17 protein-coding genes and 1 riboswitch are annotated in these 17919 nt (G+C 39.2%); of the genes, 11 read left to right on the forward strand and 6 right to left on the reverse strand.

Features of this window, described 5'->3' with window-relative positions:
* Positions 1-19 precede the first annotated feature (19 nt).
* The 6 genes from E4O07_RS03285 to xseB all read right to left on the reverse strand — a co-directional run bounded on the left by E4O07_RS03285 (position 20) and on the right by xseB (position 4611).
* Positions 20-322 (reverse strand): hypothetical protein, encoded by a 303-nt coding sequence (locus tag E4O07_RS03285; RefSeq protein WP_253687361.1) that lies wholly within the window; start codon positions 320-322, stop codon positions 20-22.
* Between the two features lie 257 nt (positions 323-579).
* Positions 580-843: a hypothetical protein gene (locus E4O07_RS03290; RefSeq protein WP_253687363.1), complete on the reverse strand. Its 264-nt coding sequence runs from the start codon at positions 841-843 to the stop codon at positions 580-582.
* 108 nt (positions 844-951) lie between these two features.
* The gene (locus E4O07_RS03295) at positions 952-2082 is read right to left on the reverse strand and encodes a DUF8086 family protein (protein WP_253687365.1); all 1131 of its coding nucleotides are present in this window, start codon (positions 2080-2082) and stop codon (positions 952-954) included.
* Positions 2075-2452 (reverse strand): RidA family protein, encoded by a 378-nt coding sequence (locus tag E4O07_RS03300; protein WP_253687366.1) that lies wholly within the window; start codon positions 2450-2452, stop codon positions 2075-2077. The genes E4O07_RS03295 and E4O07_RS03300 overlap by 8 nt, the downstream gene beginning before the upstream one ends.
* Positions 2453-2521: 69 nt before the next feature.
* Entirely contained in the window at positions 2522-4363 is a 1842-nt protein-coding gene (gene mutL, locus E4O07_RS03305; RefSeq protein WP_253687368.1) for a DNA mismatch repair endonuclease MutL, read from the reverse strand.
* A gap of 11 nt (positions 4364-4374) precedes the next feature.
* A complete protein-coding gene (gene xseB, locus E4O07_RS03310; protein WP_253687370.1) occupies positions 4375-4611 on the reverse strand; it encodes an exodeoxyribonuclease VII small subunit in 237 nt (78 codons plus the stop codon).
* Between the two features lie 305 nt (positions 4612-4916).
* On the opposite strand from xseB, the gene E4O07_RS03315 reads away from it, so the two are divergent.
* The 11 genes from E4O07_RS03315 to E4O07_RS03365 all read left to right on the forward strand — a co-directional run bounded on the left by E4O07_RS03315 (position 4917) and on the right by E4O07_RS03365 (position 17885).
* A complete protein-coding gene (locus E4O07_RS03315; protein ID WP_253687372.1) occupies positions 4917-6728 on the forward strand; it encodes an ABC transporter ATP-binding protein in 1812 nt (603 codons plus the stop codon).
* A 161-nt stretch (positions 6729-6889) separates the two neighbouring features.
* Complete coding sequence (locus E4O07_RS03320; protein WP_253687374.1) at positions 6890-8716, forward strand: ABC transporter ATP-binding protein; 1827 nt, start codon at positions 6890-6892, stop codon at positions 8714-8716.
* 50 nt (positions 8717-8766) lie between these two features.
* A complete protein-coding gene (locus E4O07_RS03325; protein ID WP_371921949.1) occupies positions 8767-9030 on the forward strand; it encodes a FeoA family protein in 264 nt (87 codons plus the stop codon).
* 21 nt (positions 9031-9051) lie between these two features.
* Entirely contained in the window at positions 9052-9276 is a 225-nt protein-coding gene (locus E4O07_RS03330) for a FeoA family protein (RefSeq protein ID WP_253678566.1), read from the forward strand.
* A 3-nt stretch (positions 9277-9279) separates the two neighbouring features.
* Positions 9280-12114, forward strand: coding sequence for a ferrous iron transport protein B (feoB, locus tag E4O07_RS03335; protein ID WP_253687378.1), 2835 nt, complete (start codon positions 9280-9282; stop codon positions 12112-12114).
* Between the two features lie 35 nt (positions 12115-12149).
* Positions 12150-12689 (forward strand): hypothetical protein, encoded by a 540-nt coding sequence (locus E4O07_RS03340; protein WP_253687380.1) that lies wholly within the window; start codon positions 12150-12152, stop codon positions 12687-12689.
* A gap of 9 nt (positions 12690-12698) precedes the next feature.
* Positions 12699-13709 (forward strand): DUF4198 domain-containing protein, encoded by a 1011-nt coding sequence (locus E4O07_RS03345; RefSeq protein ID WP_253687382.1) that lies wholly within the window; start codon positions 12699-12701, stop codon positions 13707-13709.
* A 63-nt stretch (positions 13710-13772) separates the two neighbouring features.
* Positions 13773-13985: riboswitch (cobalamin riboswitch) on the forward strand.
* Between the two features lie 282 nt (positions 13986-14267).
* Positions 14268-15089, forward strand: a complete 822-nt coding sequence (locus E4O07_RS03350; protein ID WP_253687383.1) for a DUF4198 domain-containing protein — start codon at positions 14268-14270, stop codon at positions 15087-15089.
* Positions 15090-15100: 11 nt separating this feature from the next.
* The gene (locus E4O07_RS03355) at positions 15101-15283 is read left to right on the forward strand and encodes a hypothetical protein (protein WP_253687384.1); all 183 of its coding nucleotides are present in this window, start codon (positions 15101-15103) and stop codon (positions 15281-15283) included.
* A gap of 80 nt (positions 15284-15363) precedes the next feature.
* Positions 15364-16575, forward strand: a complete 1212-nt coding sequence (locus tag E4O07_RS03360) for a ZinT/AdcA family metal-binding protein (protein ID WP_253687385.1) — start codon at positions 15364-15366, stop codon at positions 16573-16575.
* Positions 16576-16661: 86 nt separating this feature from the next.
* On the forward strand, positions 16662-17885 hold the full coding sequence (locus E4O07_RS03365; RefSeq protein ID WP_253687386.1) for a ZinT/AdcA family metal-binding protein: 1224 nt from the start codon (positions 16662-16664) through the stop codon (positions 17883-17885).
* Positions 17886-17919: the final 34 nt, after the last annotated feature.

Genomic DNA, 17919 nt, shown 5'->3' on the forward strand with positions numbered 1-17919 from the left:
AATTAAACGCTGCTAATTTTTAAATCAGCATACGTATAATTTCCGCCAACTTATCCAGCAAAATACCTTCTTTATAGGTATTATGAGCCAGATGATAAAATTTTAATGCTTTTAGGTGTTCATTTTGGTTTGCGTAGTAGTCGCCTATTCTTGCGAGGCCGTCCGAATAGCCGGTTGTAATAAAAATCCTTTCTGCAGCAGTTATGTCCTTTTTATTGTAAAGTTCATTACCGCGAAGGTTGAGTTTTGCCTTTTGTTCTGCAGTCAAGGTTTTAACAGGCAATTCGCTTGTTTTTATAAAGCCTTCTTTAATTTTTTGCAATATTCTTTCCTTTAAATATACTTATATAAATATTTAAATTTTATATTGTACGACTGTAAAAATAGTAAGCATTGATTTCATAGAACTTTAAACATCACTAATTGCAAAATGTTACATTAAAGCCTTATTTATACAATCAATTACCGAATATTATACCCCGGCTTTTGGTTTAATTCAATAACTAATAGAAGAAAATTATAACCAAAGAGTAGAATTCGGAGCACTCCTTGGTTATTCGGGAAATTTATTTTTACATATTATTCATCAAAATCATCGTAATCCAAGTCATCATCGTCATCATATTCAAAGTCTTCGTCATCAAAGTCATCGTCGAAATCATCATCAAAGTCATCGTCATCATCAAAATCGTCAAAGTCATCGTCAAAATCATCATCGTCGTCGAAATCGTCAAAATCATCATCAAAGTCATCGTCGAAATCGTCGTCATCAAAGTCATCATTGTAGGAATCACTGAAAATTAAGGTATTATCGAATTTTTCCAATTCAAGATTTTCAAGCATAAACAACCCCTTGTACTACTATTAGTTTATATCTATATGATTATAATAGATGAGAGCTCGTATTTTTGTCAACTAGATAATATCAAATTCTTGTATTTTTTATATAATTTATTGCCGGATTTTATATACCAATAATCCGGTGCGTCCTGTTTCGAAAAAGCTTTGTTCTTCCCAGGCCGAAATTATAATATCATTTTTGATTACAAAGTATGTATAAATAAAGTCTTGGGGTAGAGCAGGCAGTGAGATTTCCTTCCATTCTTGTGTTTCAGTATCTGTATAAAAGAGCCTGCCGGTTTCTAAAAGAACAGCTTTAAAAGGGTTTTGATTGTTTTCAGGCGTAAATTGGCATACGGAGGCTGTAATTTCAAAATCTCCGGCATATGAGTTATTGGTGTTTTGGTAAAAAATTACCTGTTTTGTATTTAAGTCTTCCGAAAATATCTCTGCTTTTATGTTTTTTCCGGTCATCTTCAAAATTTTTCCTATGCCGTCCTTATCTCCAACGAGGGAAGAAGGAGAAGATGCATTGATAAATTCTTCTTGGCTTATTACGGAGTAAGTTCCTTTTAATAAGTCTTCAAAAGAAGAAAAAGAAAAATAGTCGAATGTTACATGGTCACCTTGTTCCGTTTTAAAAGCTGCAAACCATTTTTTATCGAATTCCAGCGCCGAGAGTTGTGAACCGGTTGTGAGTTTAAAATGTTCGGGACGGATGAGGCTTAAAAGCTCTCCGTTTACGCTATTATACCTAAGGAGACTTGAAGGGCCTTCATCGGGCAGAACAGGCGAGAAAATAGTATTGGTATACAGTCTTAAAAGGCTCCCAATGCCGGTTTTATAAAAGCCTTCAGCCGTTTTTGTATAAAATTCGCTTTTGATGTCTATTTTAGGCTCTTCTTCAATGGAGAATGCCGGTAAAATTCCTGCCTTATTTACAAGAAAAAGGGGCGGATCATACATAAGCCCTAGGCCGGACACCCTTAAAGCTTCAGTCCACGGCATAAAACCTTGCTCCGGAACTTTTTCGGGAGAATCCGTTTGCTTTAAACACGGAGTTTCCGATTTTTCAGCTTGAGTAAAATAATACCAGCGTATGTTTAGCGATTTGGTTTCCGCCTCGGTTTTTTCCGTTAAAGAGACTGTTTCTGGTTCGGCCTCTTTGTTTGCACAAGCGGCAAATAAGAGGACCGAAGCCAGAAGTACAGGAAAAACCCGTACTTTAAGTAAATTATGCAAGGGCTATTACTTCAATTTCGACGAGGGCGTCTTTAGGAAGGCGGGCAACCTGTACGGCTGATCTTGCAGGATGGTTTGATGAACCGAAGATTTCTGCATATACCTCGTTCATTGCAGCAAAGTTATTCATATCGCTTAAAAAAACGGTGGTTTTAATTACCTTATCGATGCTTGTTCCTGCCTGCTCCAAAATGGCCTTTACGTTAAGCAAGGATTGGCGTGTTTGGGCCTTAATACCTTCGGGGAAGGCTCCTGTAGCAGGATCCAAGGGAATCTGTCCCGATGTAAACACAAAACCGTTTGCCTTAATTCCCTGGGAATAGGGGCCGATAGCTGAGGGTGCCTTGTTTGTTGCGATAATTTCTTTCATTTAAAACTCCTTAAAAACAAATTTTATGAAGCTATTTTACCTTTTTAAGGCCTCATAGTCAAGCATAAATTATGTCCGCTTTATACGCTTAAAAAGTTCGGTGCGGTCGATTATAAAGTAGAGGGGGCGGCCGTGGGGGCAAAGGGGTTCGGGGAGGGCGAAGGTTTTTACTGCGATGTTGTATGCAGAGACGGGATCGATTATGTCTCCGTCTTTACAGGCTGCTCGGCAGGCTGAGCTTGCAAGGATGTGGTGCATGAGTCCGGACGGGTCCTTTCCTGCTCCTGCAAGGTCTTCTTTTAAGTCTTTTTCGGTGCCGTGCCATCTTATGGGAACAGCCCTTATAATCCAAAGGCCTTTTTTTTCTTCATTTATACTAAAGCCTGCTTTTTGAAGCTCAGAGAGGTTTAATCTTATTATTTCATCGTCTTTGTCCGATTCCGTTTCGATGCGGTACGGAATTAAAAGTTCCTGCGAGGGGCCTAGACTTGCTTTTAAGTCTTCAAAAAGGATCCGCTCGTGGGCGGCGTGCCGGTCTATTATATAGAGGGCATTGTTTTTTTCGACGGCTATGAAGGTACCGCAAAATTGACCTAAAAATTTAAAGTCGGATTTTGGAAGATCTTGCGGGGCTGTCTGCACTCCATGGGTTGCGGCCGATGCTCCATGAGCGGATGCCTGCACTCCATGAAAGGCGGGCGATGTGCCGTAAGGAGAGACTGAAACCTCAATTTGTCTTATCGGAGAGGGCGGCCAATAGGTAGATGTATGGCCGGGCCAATAGGTAGATTTATTTCCCGGCCGATAGTTTTCTTTCAAGCCGGAGCTATAGCTTTCGTTTAAATCGGCAGCTTCATAGTCCGTTTTTTCAAAACCTAAATCGGGCGTATATTCTGGTTCATAGCTTTCCTTTAAAAGATCCGATACCGTTTTTTGCCTATAAAAAGAACTGATGGTTGAGCTTAGACTGTGATGAATTTCTTTATAGTCTTCGAATTTAGCTTCCCTTTTTGCAGGATGGATATTGAAGTCGACTCTTTCGGGTTCTACATTTAAGAAGACAAAGGCCGCCGGAAAACCTCCGTTGGGAAAGTATCCTTCCGAGGCGTAGCAAACGGCTTGAACAAGACCGTACTCGTTTATCCGCCTTCCGTTTACAAAGATGTAGATATTCCGCTTGTCTGAGCGGACTACCGCAGGGCTTCCTAAAACGGCTTTAAAGGAAAAGCCGTCTCCTTCTTGGTTTATCTCATAAAAAAGCTCTTCAGGTTCTTTAAAGCTCATGGCTGTAAGACATCTTTCTTTTAATGAAGAATGAGCCGGAAGGATTAGTTTATTTATTCCGTCAGCTATATAGCGCATTTCTATATTGTAGTGGGGGAGGGCCTTTTCGACAAAGATCTGCCGGCATTGGGTCCCCTCGTATTGAGGCCGTTTTAAAAATTTTTTACGGGCAGGGAAGTTTTCAAAAAGGTTTTTAACTTCGACTGTCGTGCCCTTGTTTAGGCGGGCAGGGGAAATCTTTCCTAAGGAGAGTTTCCAGGCGGCAGGGCCTTCTCTGGTTGAGGTAATTTCGAGGGCGCTTACAGCCTGTATCGAAGAAAGGGCTTCACCTCTAAAGCCCAGGCTGCGTAAGTGGAGAAGGTCTTCGGCTTCTTCTATCTTGCTTGTGGAATGGGTATGGGTGCAAAGCTCCAGGTCTTCCCTTGTCATACCGCAGCCGTCATCACTTACCCTGATTGTACTTATTCCGCCTTCTTCGATTTCTACTATGATTTGAGAGGCTCCCGCATCTATAGAGTTATCCAATAGTTCCCGCACAACGGAGGCCGGCCTTTCGATAACTTCTCCGGCTGCTATTTTGCTTGCGGTTTCTTTTGATAAGAGTTTTACGGGCTTGTATTCTCTCATTAGGACTTCCTTTAGACGTTTTCCGTTACCGTGAACAGGTCAAGTTCAGGTTCTTCTTCAGGCAGTACGGGCTGATTTAATAATATTTCGATTTTTCCTTCCATCTTGTCTATATCTTTTTCAAGCCCTTTGGCAAGTTTTATGCCTTCTTCAAAAAGGGAAAGTGCTTTTTCCAATGGAATATCGGAAGATCGTATATCGTTGCTTATCTTTTCAAGCTTTTCAAGTCTTTCTTCAAATTTCTTCATATGCAGATACTATCCTTTTTTTTGATGAGGGTCAAGTCTGTTTTACGAATTCGGATACTATCGATATAGAAACAATAGCGTTGACATAATTTATAAGTTTTGATAAGATAATTATATACTGAAATTGTGATTTATCGATACAGGATTGAGAGGAAAATAAATTGAATAAATAGACAAAAACAACCGCCGTTTACAGATTTTAACTTTCTTTAAAATTAGATAGTTTTCTCAAAAATTTAATTTTTTGGGCATTGCTGTATGGTGTGCTTTTTAAGTTGTAAACTTTTTTGTCTGGGAGTTCAATTATGTTAAAGAATTTTATTAAGTGCATCTGCACTGTTTTTAAATACGGAGCCTTTCCGGCTGTAGTTTTAGTTTTTCTTTCGGTTTTTACGGGACTTACCCTTCCTTTTACGGTTTTATATACTCAAAAGCTAATAGATTCTATAATCTTATTTTTAGAAAGCTCTATTGCTCTATCTTCCGTTTTATGGAATGCCGCTCTTTTAACCCTCATAATTCTTTTTATGAATCATGTGAATTTTATAAGCAATATAGCCTTTATCTATCTTGAAAAAAAATTGACTTATAATTTATCGGAAGCTGTTTTGACCAAGATGCTGAAGATAGACTTTGCATGTTTTGAGGATCCTGCCTTGCACGATGCCCTAAAGGAAATAAGGAACCGGCCTGCAAAAAAGGTTATAAATCTTTTTAAGGAATGCAGGGCATTCCTTTGCGACAGTATAAAACTTTTCGGAATGATTTTTATCTTTGCAAAGGTTTCTCGTTGGCTTAGTTTGGGCTTTTTTGTTTTTTTGGCTTTGGATTTTATAAACGAATATATTGCAACAAAAAAAATCCAAGCCATCTATGCTTCTCAAGTTTTTGATGAAAGAGAGCTTGAAGATTTAAGCTCCCTTCTTTCAAACAAGGAGGCCCTGCCCGAATTAAAAATATTTTCCGCAGTTCCGTTTATCGTAAAAAAGTTTAAGGATAAGTATAAGGTTTTGTTAAAAGAAAGAATATCGATTACCTTAAAATCTTACCGCTACATGGGGCTTGCTTCCATAATAATGATAGCATGGTTTTCTTTTTTAATCTTCTGTTTAATCCGTTTAATTATAAAGGGCGAAATATCTGCCGGAATGTTTGCGGGGTTTATTACCTCGACAACGGAAATATATTATTTACTTGTATTTATGTCTCAAAGTTTTTGGGGCTTAATCGACGATAATAAGAGCATAGGCTTTTTATACACCTTTATGGATCTTCCCCACGATGTTCATTATAAAGAGCTATGCGGTACGGAAAAAATTTTAGATAAAGAAATTATAGAGCAAAAAATTTTTGATAAAAAGAATACAATAAGTTTTGAAAATGTTTCTTTTTCTTATCCTAATTCGGAAAAGCAAGTTTTAAAAAATATTTCGTTTAGGATTGAGCCCGGCTCTCATATCGCCTTGGTGGGAAGAAACGGCAGCGGAAAAACAAGTTTGATTAAACTGATAACCGGGCTTTATAAGCCCTCAAGCGGAAGTATCTTTATAGGTACAAAAAACATAAAGTCCCTTTCCCGGGCGGAACTTCATCGGAATTTCAGTGTTGTGTTTCAAGACTATGCAAGTTATCAGATGAGCTTGCGCGAAAATGCCGCTCTGGGGTGTATCGAATTTTTAAACGATGATGAACACTTAAAAAAATCCCTTGCCCTTGTTTCCGATGATCCTGTCTTTGATGATTTGGATAAGCATCTCGGAAAACTGGAAGAATCCGGAGTTGAGCTTTCGGGAGGTCAAAGACAAAAACTTGCAATTGCAAGAGCTTGTGCCGCGAAAAGCGATTTTATAATCTTTGATGAGCCTACGGCTTCGTTGGATCCTTCTGCCGAAAGGGAGATGTATCAAAATTTGCAAAAAATTATAGACTCTTCCAATCAGGGGCGGGGTTGTATTTTTATTTCGCACCGTCTTGCAAGTGCAAAAATGGCAGATCTTATTTTTGTGCTCGACGAAGGAAAAATAATCGAAAAAGGCTCCCATGATGAACTTATTCAACAGGGCGGACTTTATTCTAAGATGTACAAGGAGCAGGCTTCTTGGTACCGGGAGGTTTGATAAACAGTTCGGCAGAAATTCCGCCTCACTGTTTATCTGTCGAGTTTTGTACTTTCAGTACAAAACATCGCATTATTTTATGTGTGCTTAAAGCACACACTTGAAAAAACTTTTTTCAGGATTTAATAATCCTTGCAAAAAGTTTTTATGAGAGGAAATTTATGAAAAATAATTATCTATACCGTTCTTTTAAATTTACATTCGGGGTGAGTCCGGTTTCACATATTTTTGTTTTAATTGAAGAGATTTGGCAGGCCTTGTTTCATTCCATAGCGGCTTTTCTTTTAAGCGGTTTTATCGATACAGTCATAGCTTATTCTCAAAAACAAGTTGAGGTCAAAGTTCTTTATTTTTATGCTCTGAGTTTTGCTTCTCTTTACATCTTACAGGAATTATGGGCTCTTGTGTATAACGGTGCAATGAATATCGGAATATATGAAAAGCCGAATAATTATGCCAATCTTTTGATTGCCGAAAAAGCTTCACGGTTGCGCTTAATCGAATTTGAAGATGCGAATATTTTAAACATGTATAAGTATGCCAAGGATAATATCGAAAACGAATATGTTCCTTATCTTGTAATGCGTATGATTTATATTCTGTGCCGATTTATCGAAATAGCTTCTTTGACTTTTGTAATCACCAAATTCGATTGGCGGCTTTTCCTTGTCGCAGCCGTTTCGGTTATTCCGTATTTTATTACCCGCCTTATTCGGGGAAAAGAAATGTATAAATATAAATCGATCCAAATTCCTGAAGAAAGAAAATTGGATTATCTTTGGTCTCTTTTTACCGATAAGAGTGCAGGGAAGGAATTGCGCATTTCAAGATCCGATGAGTATATAAAAGAAAAATGGCTTAAAAAAAACAAGGAAGTTTTTGATCCCGTTTGGAAGTTAAAGAAAAAAGATGCTTTTTCCGTTTTGTTTTGCGACATGCTTTCTTCTATAGGATACGGTATTGCAGTTTTTTTCTGCCTTTATCTTGCCTTAAATAGAATTATCAGTATCGGAATGCTCGGAGCTGCAATAGGGGCTTTTACTATGATTCAGTTTTGTATGCGGAATCTTTTGGAAGCCTTAGGTTCGATTTCAATGTACGCCGCCCACACAAAGCACTTTTTCGATTTTTTGGATTTGCCCGAAGATCTTCCTTTAAAAGAATCGGAAGCTGTGTCTAAGGAATCGCCCGCCGAATCTAAAAATTCGGCTTGCAGTTTAAAAAATTGTATCGAATTGAAAAACTGCATCGAGCTTAAAAATGTTTCTTTTTCATATCCGAACAACGATAAAAAAGCCCTTAACCGTATAAGTCTTTCCATCAAAAAGGGTGAAACGCTGGCTCTCATAGGCGAAAACGGTTCGGGAAAAACCACTCTTTCTAAAATTATTTTAGGGCTTTATGAGGCCGGTACAGGGGAAGTCCTATGGGACGGTACCAATATAAATTCGATAGATAAGACTGCTCTTTATAAAAATATTTCTCTCACCCTTCAAAAACCCGTTCAATATAATTTTAGTTTAAGAGAAAACGTCGCAATTTCCGATTTGACCAGGATAAACGAAGATAAAAAAATTATAGAGACCCTAAAAGAAAACGATGCCGATTATCTTTTAGAAAAAACGGGAGGCCTTGACGGAAGACTTGGGCGTATTTTTAAGGGCGCCGAACTTTCAGGCGGAGAATGGCAGCGCCTTGCTCTAAGCCGCTGCCGCTTTAGGGAGGCAGATTTTTTAATCCTTGATGAGCCGACTTCAGCCCTTGATCCTATCGAAGAAAGCCTTGTGTTAAAGCGCTTTATAAGCCTTATAAAAAACAAAACCGCCGTAATCATTTCGCATAGGGCGGGTTTGTGCAGGCTTGTAGACAGGGTAGCTCTTATGAAGGAGGGGAGACTCCTAGCCCTCGGTACTCACGATGAGCTTTTTTCTTCTTGTGATGAATATAGAAGGCTTTATTCCGCTCAAGCCGATTTATACAGGGATTAAATTTTTATTTTTTTTTAGTTTATACCTTGATTAAAATAAAAAAATAATGTATGTTCCTTGAAACATTTTGTGAGAGGTCACTGACATTGTTACCCTTAATTATTTTAAAGGAAGGCGATAAGGCCTCCGTGCTTAAATTTGACGGAACGGGGGCCGAATTTTCCCGTCTTCGCAGTCTTGGAATAGATATAAATACGGAAATAACCGTTGTTACTTCTCAGGCCGATAAAAAGGGGCCTATTTTGCTTTTGGTAAACGGTTCAAAATATGCGGTAGATTATAATCTTGCTTCCAAAATATTGGTACGTTTATAGATTAAGGTAAAGGAGGTTTAAATGACTCTTGATGAATTGGAGCAGGGTAAAAAAGGAATTATCGAGGACCTTGAAATCAGCGGAATGACCCTGCAAAGGCTTATAAGCTTGGGCTTTACCCCCGGGGCTGAAGTTTCGGTTGTAAGAAAGGCTCCGCTTTTAGATCCTTTTGATATTTCAATCTGCGGTTCGCTTGTAGCAGTCCGTAAGGACGAAGCTAAAAAAATCATTGTAAAAGAAGTTTAGAATATGAAAAAAGAAAAAATAAATATTGCTTTTGCCGGTCAGCCTAACTCCGGCAAGTCAACCCTATTTAACATGATGACGGGAGCTCATCAGCATGTTGCAAACTATCCGGGCATCACAGTAGAGAAAAAAACGGGAGAGTATTTTGCCCTTGATCAGTCGGTTTTTATTACCGACTTGCCGGGTACTTACAGCCTTACTTCTTATTCGCCTGAAGAAAGGGTGACCCGCAATTTTATTCTGCGTGAAAAACCTGAGCTTTTAGTAAACATTGCCGATGCCTCAAATTTGGAAAGACATCTTTATCTTACATTTCAGCTTTTGGAGATGAATTGCCCCATTGTTATGTATTTAAACAAGATGGACTCCGCAAAAAATGCAGGTCTTCAAATTGATGTAGACAAGGTTTCCTCCCTCTTAGGCATTTCTATAATTGCCGGTTCAGCCAAGAAAAAGGAAAAGGTAAACGAGTTAAAAGAACTTATTTCAAGAACGGCTGAGAGCTCTGAGCCTCAAAAGCCCTTTATGCTTACCTACGGTAAGGACATGGAATCCTATTTGGAAAAGATTGTCGAAAAATTAAGGGCCTCCGCAAAAGATGAGCTTTTTCCCATCCCCTTAAGATGGCTTGCAATCAAGCTTTGCGAAAAGGATGCTGCAGTTATCGAGGAAGAGGGTAAAAATTTTACAAACTTTGATTCCGTCTTAAATTTTATAAAAGAAATCGAAGCTGAGCACAAGGAAAAACATAAGCACAGCTTTGAAATCGAAATAGCCCTTGCCCGCTCGGCTGCAGCAAAGAAAATTGTTGAAGCTGCGGTTTCAAAAAAAGAGCTTGAACAAAAAGCCGTCGAGACCTTAAATATTAAAAGAAAGGTTTCCGAGGCTGTTGCAGTCCTTATTCTTTGTTTTGTAACCTATGAGATTTTGGATTCGCTTTTTTTGCTTTTGCCGATTCCCATCTTTGCAAACAACATTCTCCGCTTTGTTCTTAGTCTGGCCGGAGCTCTTGCCTTTACGGGAGGAGCAGCTCTTATCTATACTAAGGGAGGGTCAGGCAGTATAAACTCGACCGACAGGATCGATAAGGTACTTTGTCACAAGGTTTACGGTCTTTTGATCTTGGTTGAGCTTGTTTTGGTCTTTTATTGGATAACCGTAGTTTTGGGTTATAAGATGACCGACAAGGTTTTCCCGATATTTAAATTTGTGCGCACGGTAGTTTCTCAGCTTATTTATCCTGAAGGCCTTATAAACGAAGGTCCTTTGCGAGGTCTCTTTTTAAGCGGAATAATTGACGGTGCAATAATGATTCTAAACTATGTACCCATATTTTTCTGCTTGTTTGCCTTAATAGCCTTTTTGGAAGATGTCGGATACATGGCTCGTCTTGCCTTTATCATGGATAGGGTTTTACGCAAGTTCGGTTTACACGGGCAGTCAACCCTTCCTATGATTTTATCGGGTGTTATAATGGGGGGCTGCGTTGTTCCCGGTGTTATGTCCACAAGAACAATCAGGGATGATAAGTCTCGCTTGGTAACTATCCTAATCTTGCCTCTGCTTAACTGTATGGCAAAGATTCCCTTTTATGTTTTAATTACGGGAATATTTTTTACAAGCTATCAATGGATAGTGCTGGGCGGAATTTCATTCTTTACTTTGATTGTGGCCTTGATTGTTGCAAAATATTTCAGCCTCTATGTTGTTCACGGCAGGCCCGAACCCTTTGTTTTGGAGCTTCCGGCTTATAATATGCCGACTTTAAGAGGCGTTTTAATCCGCACCTTTGAACGCTTATGGAGTTTTATAAAAAAAGTTGCGACTACAGTAGTCGCCGTTTCGGTTATAATCTGGGCGGGTGTAAACTTTCCCTCTTTGAACACGGAAAAAACCGCTCAATACGAAGCAAAAAAAGAAGCCTATATTCAGGACTTTGCAGGAAAACTAAATAATTCATATTCCCAATATTTTGCTTCCGAAAAAGGTTTTATAGAATTCCAGCGTTTAAACGAGAAGCTTTATCTATATGATGCCTTAAATTGGTTCGGCGGAGCTAAGGGGACGGAAAGGAATATAAACAGGCTTTTTTTACAAAATCCTGAAATGACAAAAATAGCCTTAAAAGGAAAAATCGATCTCGGCAGCAATATAGGTGCTTTTAAAAACTACCTTGACATGTATTCTGCCGCAAAAAAAGACTTTGATAAGGCCTATGAGGGTGCTCAAGAATTTCAAAAGCCTATTTTGAAGGCTTCGTTTTATGCTTACTGGCAAAAATTGAATCCTTACTTCTTTGCCCTTGTCAGAACCGGAAAGATAAAAATTTCAGGAACAGCTGTGGTCGATTCTGAGGCTGCCGCCGCAGCAAAGGCTATACGTCCTGCGAGTGCTGATTTAAAGCTGATCTCGGTTCAGCTGCGAAAAGAAACCTTGGAAAACTCTATTTTGGGCTACCTAGGAAAGGGTATGGAGCCTGTCACAAAATATGCAGGTTTTGACTGGAAGGTAAACATTGCTATTTTAGGTTCTTTCGCTGCAAAAGAAGCCCTTGTTTCGACCTTGGGCACTATTTACAGTGTGGAGTCTTCAAGCGAGGATTCGGGTAAGGTTTTGGAAGCCCGTATTCAAGATAAGGAGACGGGGTTAACCCCCTTAGACGGTCTTACCATTATGATTTTGATCGCCCTCTTCCCGCCCTGTATTGCTACCGTTATGGCAACAAAGACCGAGACTCAAAGTGTAGGCTGGACCTTGTTCAGTGTTCTTTATCCTGTAGTGCTCAGTTCTCTGGTTGCCGTCCTTGTATTCCAGTTGGGAAGATTATTCGGCTTTTGATGTTTTAAATTATAAATTTTAGAGGAGTTATATAAATGAAAAAAATAAGCATTTTATTTGTTTTAATGATGTGTTCTATGATGCTTTTTGCACATTCGCCCCTATTGACTGTTGAGGATAACGGCGACGGAACTATCTATGTTCAAGGCGGATTTTCAAACGGAGCTACTGCTGCCGGTGTTAAGCTTTATCTTACGGATAAGGCTACGGGTCAAAAAATCTGGGAAGGAGAATTCCCCGATGTAGGCGAACTCAATCTGCCTATTCCGAGTGTTCCGTATACTGTAACATTTGATGCAGGTCCCGGTCATATTATTGTAAAGGAAGGACCTGAGCCCGCAGGCGGTTTCGGCAGTCAGGCTGCTGATGCATCGGCAAGCGGAAACGAAGCTCCTGCAGAGGCTGCTCCGGCACAAAAACCTGTTGCTGCTGCCGGTTCCGTAGGATGGGTTCCCATGGATACCGTTTCGGCAATGCCCGCTGTCGGTCCCTCTTTTACGGCAATCTTGGCCCTTGTGCTTGCCGTGATAAATTCGGTACTGATTGTTATCCTGTTTAAAAAACAAAAAAGGTAGGTGTCAAAAGTGAAAAAATTATTTCTTTCCGTATTGCTATGCTGTACGGCTTTGAGCCTTTTTGCTCACTTTCAGATTATTTATACTCCGTCTTCCATAATAGAAGATTCAAATAATAAGGTTGATTTTATAATTTCTTTTACCCACCCATTTGAGTCTGGGCTTACAATGGATATAGGTAAGAATGAAGCCGGAGAAGTCAAGGGTTTAAAAGAATTTTATTCCGTTCATAAAGAAGCCAAGACCGATTTAATGTCCTTTTTAAAAAAAGGAGAATTTGAATCTTCGGAAAGCAAGGCCTTTGCGTATACCTTTGAATTTAATAAGGAAGCAGGTTTTAGAGGAGGCGGAGACTGGGTCTTGGTGGCCGTTCCTCATCCTTATTTTGAAGCCTCCGAAGACGGATATATCCAGCAGATAGCTAAGGTCTTTATCAACAAGGCCGGGCTTTCCACCGATTGGCAATCAAGGGTTGCCGAAGGTTATCCCGAGATACTGCCTTTGGTAAAGCCTTATGAAATCTGGGAGGGCGGAGTGATTCGTGCCCTTGTTCTGGACTCCGAAGGAAATCCCGTGCCCTATGCTCAGGTTGAATTTGAAAATATGAACTATGATGTTGATATGGCAAACAAGAAATTTACCGGAGAACCCAAGCTGCAAAAATCCGGTGCCGGTATGATAATGGCCGATAATACAGGCGTTTTCGAATTTATTCCTCCCTGTCCCGGATATTGGGGCTTTGCCGCCCTCGGTGTAGGTAAGGAAAAGGAATTCTCCGGCAAGGAACTTTCTCAGGATGCCGTTATCTGGTTTGAGGTTAGTAAGATTGAAGATGCTTCAGAAGAGGCTGTTATGCCTGTTGCCCAAGCTCCTGCTGCTGAAGCCGCAAAACCTGAAAAAGCCGGTCCTAAGGATGGCTTTTCTCCTGCTGCCTTGATTATCGTAATTTTACTCTTTGTGGTTATGTTTGCGTGGCCTCCTATATTTAAAAAGATTTCGGATAAGGCCGAAAACAAGTAGATAATAAAAGCCGAGCCTCTTTGGGGGCTTGGCTTTTTTTTTAAAATGTTTATAATCATTATCGAGGTTATAGTCAAATAAGGTTCTTAAATAATTTTAAGATTAAAAGGGAAACAGGTGAAAAACCTGCACAGCCCCCGCTACTGTAATTGAGTTTGTTTATCATAATGCTTGTAATTTATTTATATGGTTAGAAGCATGAGCCACTGTTAATATGGGAAGGCGATAAACTTTAAATCATAAGTCAGGAGACCTGCCTATTTGTGTTACGAATCCTTCGGAGGGAAGGAAAATCGGAAAACTAATTATTATATAGCTCTATCCATGTTTTTCGTTTTTTCTTTATTTATTCTCCGTGTATTTTTAATTAAGAGTTTCCTATAAATTTTTATTGGAGGGCTTGCTTTTTTTTAAGAAATAATATAGATTGTCAGCGATAATTTACATTTAAATTCGAAAAAAGATTTATCCGTGAGTTTTAAGGGGTGCCTTTTTACTCTATCTTTTTTTGAACTTAGATAATGAGTCTTTAGACTAGAATATGTATAGGAGTTTTATATGAAAAAAATTACAGGAATAGTTTTACTTTTATTCTTTGTAGCTATGGCTTCATTTGCTCACTTTCAAATGATTTATACCCCGACTTCAATCGTTGAAGGCAACTCTGTTGATTTTAAGATTGTTTTTACCCATCCTGCCGATGCAGGTCACACAATGGACATCGGTAAAAACGAGGCCGGTGAAATTAAAGGTTTTGAAAAATTCTTTTCGGTTCACAAGGAAAAGGTACAGGATTTGCTTCCCTCTTTAAAGAAAACAAAATTTGCTGCTTTAGAAAGTGAGGCTTCTGCTTATGACCTTACCTTGAGCAAGGATAACGGTTTTAGAGGAGGCGGAGACTGGGCTCTTATCGCTGTTCCCCATCCTTATTATGAAGGAGGATCTGAAGATATTTATATTCAGCAGGTTACTAAGGTATTTATAAATAAGGCCGGACTTGATACCGACTGGAGTGCAAGATGTGCCGAAGGTTATCCCGAAATAATGCCCTTGGTAAAACCATATGATGTTTGGGTAGGCGGCATTTTTAGAGGTACTGTTTTAGATTCAAAGGGTAAGCCCGTACCTAATGCAGAAATTGAAGTTGAATACATTAACTTTGATGTAAACATGAAAAAGAGCAAATTTGAAAAGAAGGCAAAAACAAAGAATGCTGCTGCAGTAATTTTGGCTGATGCAAATGGAAACTTTTCCTTTGTTCCTCACAAGGCCGGATACTGGGGCTTTGCAGCTCTTGGTGCAGGTAATACAAAAGAATTTGCAGGTAAAGAACTTTCACAGGACGCTGTACTCTGGATTGAGGCAATGCCGGTAAAATAAGGAATGTCCTTATGACATTAGGAATGGTCTTGACTATTTCCATAGTTGCAGGCGTTATCATCTTACTCATCCGTAAATATTACAGGATATTTAAGGGTAAGGCTTCGGCCTGCAACTGCGGAGAAAAAAACATCAATCCTAAGAGCGGCTGCGGTTGCGGATGCTGTGGCTGTTCTATGGAAGAAAAAAAGTAGACTAACTTGCTTTAATTCGGGGTTCTCTCGAATTAAATGTTAGATATATTTAACTTATTAACTTAAAGGAGTTTTATTTTATGGTTAATAAAAGAATGGGTGCAAAGATTGCACTTATATTGGTTACACTTGCAGTTTTATTTACTGCATGTAAGTCTATGCCTGCTGTAGTGGAAGTAAGTCCCGATAAATTGGTAGCAGGACAAGAACTTGCAGCTTGGAAAGGTAAATGGGTTTCTACTTATACGGTAATGAATGATGAGTCATTGAATGCAGCCTATAAGAAGACTGCTGAAGGAATGCCTTATTATACTGAAGGCGGTTTGAAGGCTGCCGTCAAAGATATGTATGGAAGTTCTGTAACCGCTATGAAATTTAACGGTACCAATAAGGTTACTCTTACAATGCAGAAGAAAGACGGTAGTAAATCCAATGTAGTATGTGAATACAAATACATGGGTACGAAGGCTGTTCCCGGTTATGAGGGTTCACTTTGGTATACGTTTGAAGCGGTAAACCCAGGAAAAGAATTGCAGGCTGTAAAAAATATGATTATTATGCCTCCTCATCAACACGGAGATGGTCCTCTTCATTGGCATGTTCGTTTCGGCTACTACGGTTTTGATTGGCTTATAAACGGAGAAAAATCATGGCCTACCTTTGTTCCGGCCTCAACAAAAAAGAACGATATGTTAAAGGGTGCAGAATCTTCAATTGAAACTATGCCTAAATGGACGGATGCAGCTCCCTTTAAGTCTTATGCAGAACACGGAAGGTGGATCAATAGTCTCCTTGTTTTTGAAAATTCAAGCAAAGAGGTTATGGATGTCTATGCTAAGCTCATCAAAGAGTTTGAAGGAAAAAATCCTAAGGGCGGAGACTTTACCAGAGCAGAAATTATTGCAGAATTGCAAAAAAGCGATGACAGTTTAAAAGATTTTACTCATCTTGAGTTTAATATAAAAGACGGAAAAAATGAGCTTATAGTTTTTAAAGGTTCGAAAGAAATCTTCAGATCAAACTATGTAAGAGTTGCGCCCGGCAAGGCAAAGGCTTATATGACAATGAAAGCCGAAAAGAAAGATGCCGGAATGTTCTCTCTTATATCCTTTGTAGTTGTTCATGGTGCTCCTAATTATCACTTCCATTTGTGGTACGGAGCAACCGAAGAGGATATTGCTGCTCAGAGAGGTACTCCTACCTGTTACAAGGTAGATGTTCCTGCCGATATCCGAGCTAGCGGTATTGAAAGATCCGCAAAAAGAACTCTTTCAGCATTAACCGGAAAATAGTTCTGTTATTAAAAATGAAATTGCTGCCGATTGTTTAAATATAAATCGGCAGCATTTAGTCATAATTTTATTTTAAGGAGATGTTTATGTCTAATAAAAAAATCGGTGCAAAAATTGCACTTATTTTGATTGCTGTTGCGGTAGCATTTACTGCATGTAAGTCCATGCCTGAAGCCGTTAAGTCGGCTAAGGCTGAAGTTGAAAAACTTATTCCCGGAAAGGAGCTTGCTGCCTGGAAAGGTGAATGGGTTTCGGTGGATGTTGTAAAAAATGATCCTTCTTTGAAAGAATTATACAAAGAAGCTGCATCAAAGAATTCAAATTATACCCAAGAGGGTATCAAAGATGCTATTGAAGGAAGAAGAAAGACGCCTTTTGCAAGGGTAAAATTTGACGGGACTAATAAGATAAGTTTTACCGTTATTGATGCAGACGGAAAACAAAAAGAGATCGTTGCCGAATATAAATATCTAGGCAAGGTTCCTATGCCCGGTTATGAAGGTTCTTTTTGGGAAACATTTGAGGCTGTAAAAAATGTACGCGGACTTACTATGGCCAAGTATATGATCTGTACTCATCCTCATAGCCATGACGGAGGACAGGTTCACTGGCATGTAAGATTCGGCGAAACGAATATTGATACCCTTGTAAAAAAAGCCGATCCTTCTTATTGGCCTACCTATGTTGACGGTTCGACAAGCAATGAAAAACTTTTGGAAAATTTTAAAAAATCGATAGAAAATAGTGCTGCAAAACTTCCTGCACCCTTTGCCGTTTATGCTAAAGAAGGAAAATGGATGAACAGCTCCTTAATTTACGATAATACAAGTGCTGAAGTTAATGCTGCTTACGACAAAATCATCAAAGAATTTGCCGGAAAAAATCCTAAGGGCGGAGACTTTACAAAGGCCGAAATCATTGCCGAAATGAAAAAAGCATACGGAACAACAGAGCTTTATACTCACATCGAATTTGTTACCGAGAATGGAAAGAACGAATTTGTAATGTATAAGGACGGAAAAGAAATTTACAGGGCAGCTTATAAGAGAACTGCCGAAAATGCCGCCAAACCCGGATCGCTTGCCGTTAAAACAGACAAAAAAGATGCAGGAATGTTTAAAACGATTTCTCTTACGAGTGCAGGAGGAAGCCCTGCGCATTTCCACTTCTGGTATGGTATGACAGATGCCGATTTTGCTAAAATTAAAGAAAAACCGACTTGCATACCTGCAAATTCATCAAACGAAATGATTGCAAAGCGCGTTGAAGGTTCTTGCCGCAAAATTTTAAGCGGACTCATACAAAAATAAATGGATATTCCTCTAAGGTCTGATTGACTTTAGA

It is taken from the genome of Treponema sp. OMZ 798 (genome assembly GCF_024181385.1).
In the GTDB taxonomy this organism is placed as follows: domain Bacteria; phylum Spirochaetota; class Spirochaetia; order Treponematales; family Treponemataceae; genus Treponema_B.

Bases quoted from the DNA above. Each gene is read 5' to 3' on its own strand.
- E4O07_RS03290 (WP_253687363.1), bottom strand. From the start codon at position 843: ATGCTTGAAAATCTTGAATTGGAAAAATTCGATAATACCTTAATTTTC.
- E4O07_RS03300 (WP_253687366.1), bottom strand. From the start codon at position 2,452: ATGAAAGAAATTATCGCAACAAACAAGGCACCCTCAGCTATCGGCCCC.
- mutL (WP_253687368.1), bottom strand. From the start codon at position 4,363: ATGAGAGAATACAAGCCCGTAAAACTCTTATCAAAAGAAACCGCAAGC.
- xseB (WP_253687370.1), bottom strand. From the start codon at position 4,611: ATGAAGAAATTTGAAGAAAGACTTGAAAAGCTTGAAAAGATAAGCAAC.
- E4O07_RS03315 (WP_253687372.1), top strand. From the start codon at position 4,917: ATGTTAAAGAATTTTATTAAGTGCATCTGCACTGTTTTTAAATACGGA.
- E4O07_RS03320 (WP_253687374.1), top strand. From the start codon at position 6,890: ATGAAAAATAATTATCTATACCGTTCTTTTAAATTTACATTCGGGGTG.
- E4O07_RS03325 (WP_371921949.1), top strand. From the start codon at position 8,767: ATGTTCCTTGAAACATTTTGTGAGAGGTCACTGACATTGTTACCCTTA.
- E4O07_RS03330 (WP_253678566.1), top strand. From the start codon at position 9,052: ATGACTCTTGATGAATTGGAGCAGGGTAAAAAAGGAATTATCGAGGAC.
- feoB (WP_253687378.1), top strand. From the start codon at position 9,280: ATGAAAAAAGAAAAAATAAATATTGCTTTTGCCGGTCAGCCTAACTCC.
- E4O07_RS03340 (WP_253687380.1), top strand. From the start codon at position 12,150: ATGAAAAAAATAAGCATTTTATTTGTTTTAATGATGTGTTCTATGATG.
- E4O07_RS03350 (WP_253687383.1), top strand. From the start codon at position 14,268: ATGAAAAAAATTACAGGAATAGTTTTACTTTTATTCTTTGTAGCTATG.
- E4O07_RS03355 (WP_253687384.1), top strand. From the start codon at position 15,101: ATGACATTAGGAATGGTCTTGACTATTTCCATAGTTGCAGGCGTTATC.
- E4O07_RS03360 (WP_253687385.1), top strand. From the start codon at position 15,364: ATGGTTAATAAAAGAATGGGTGCAAAGATTGCACTTATATTGGTTACA.
- E4O07_RS03365 (WP_253687386.1), top strand. From the start codon at position 16,662: ATGTCTAATAAAAAAATCGGTGCAAAAATTGCACTTATTTTGATTGCT.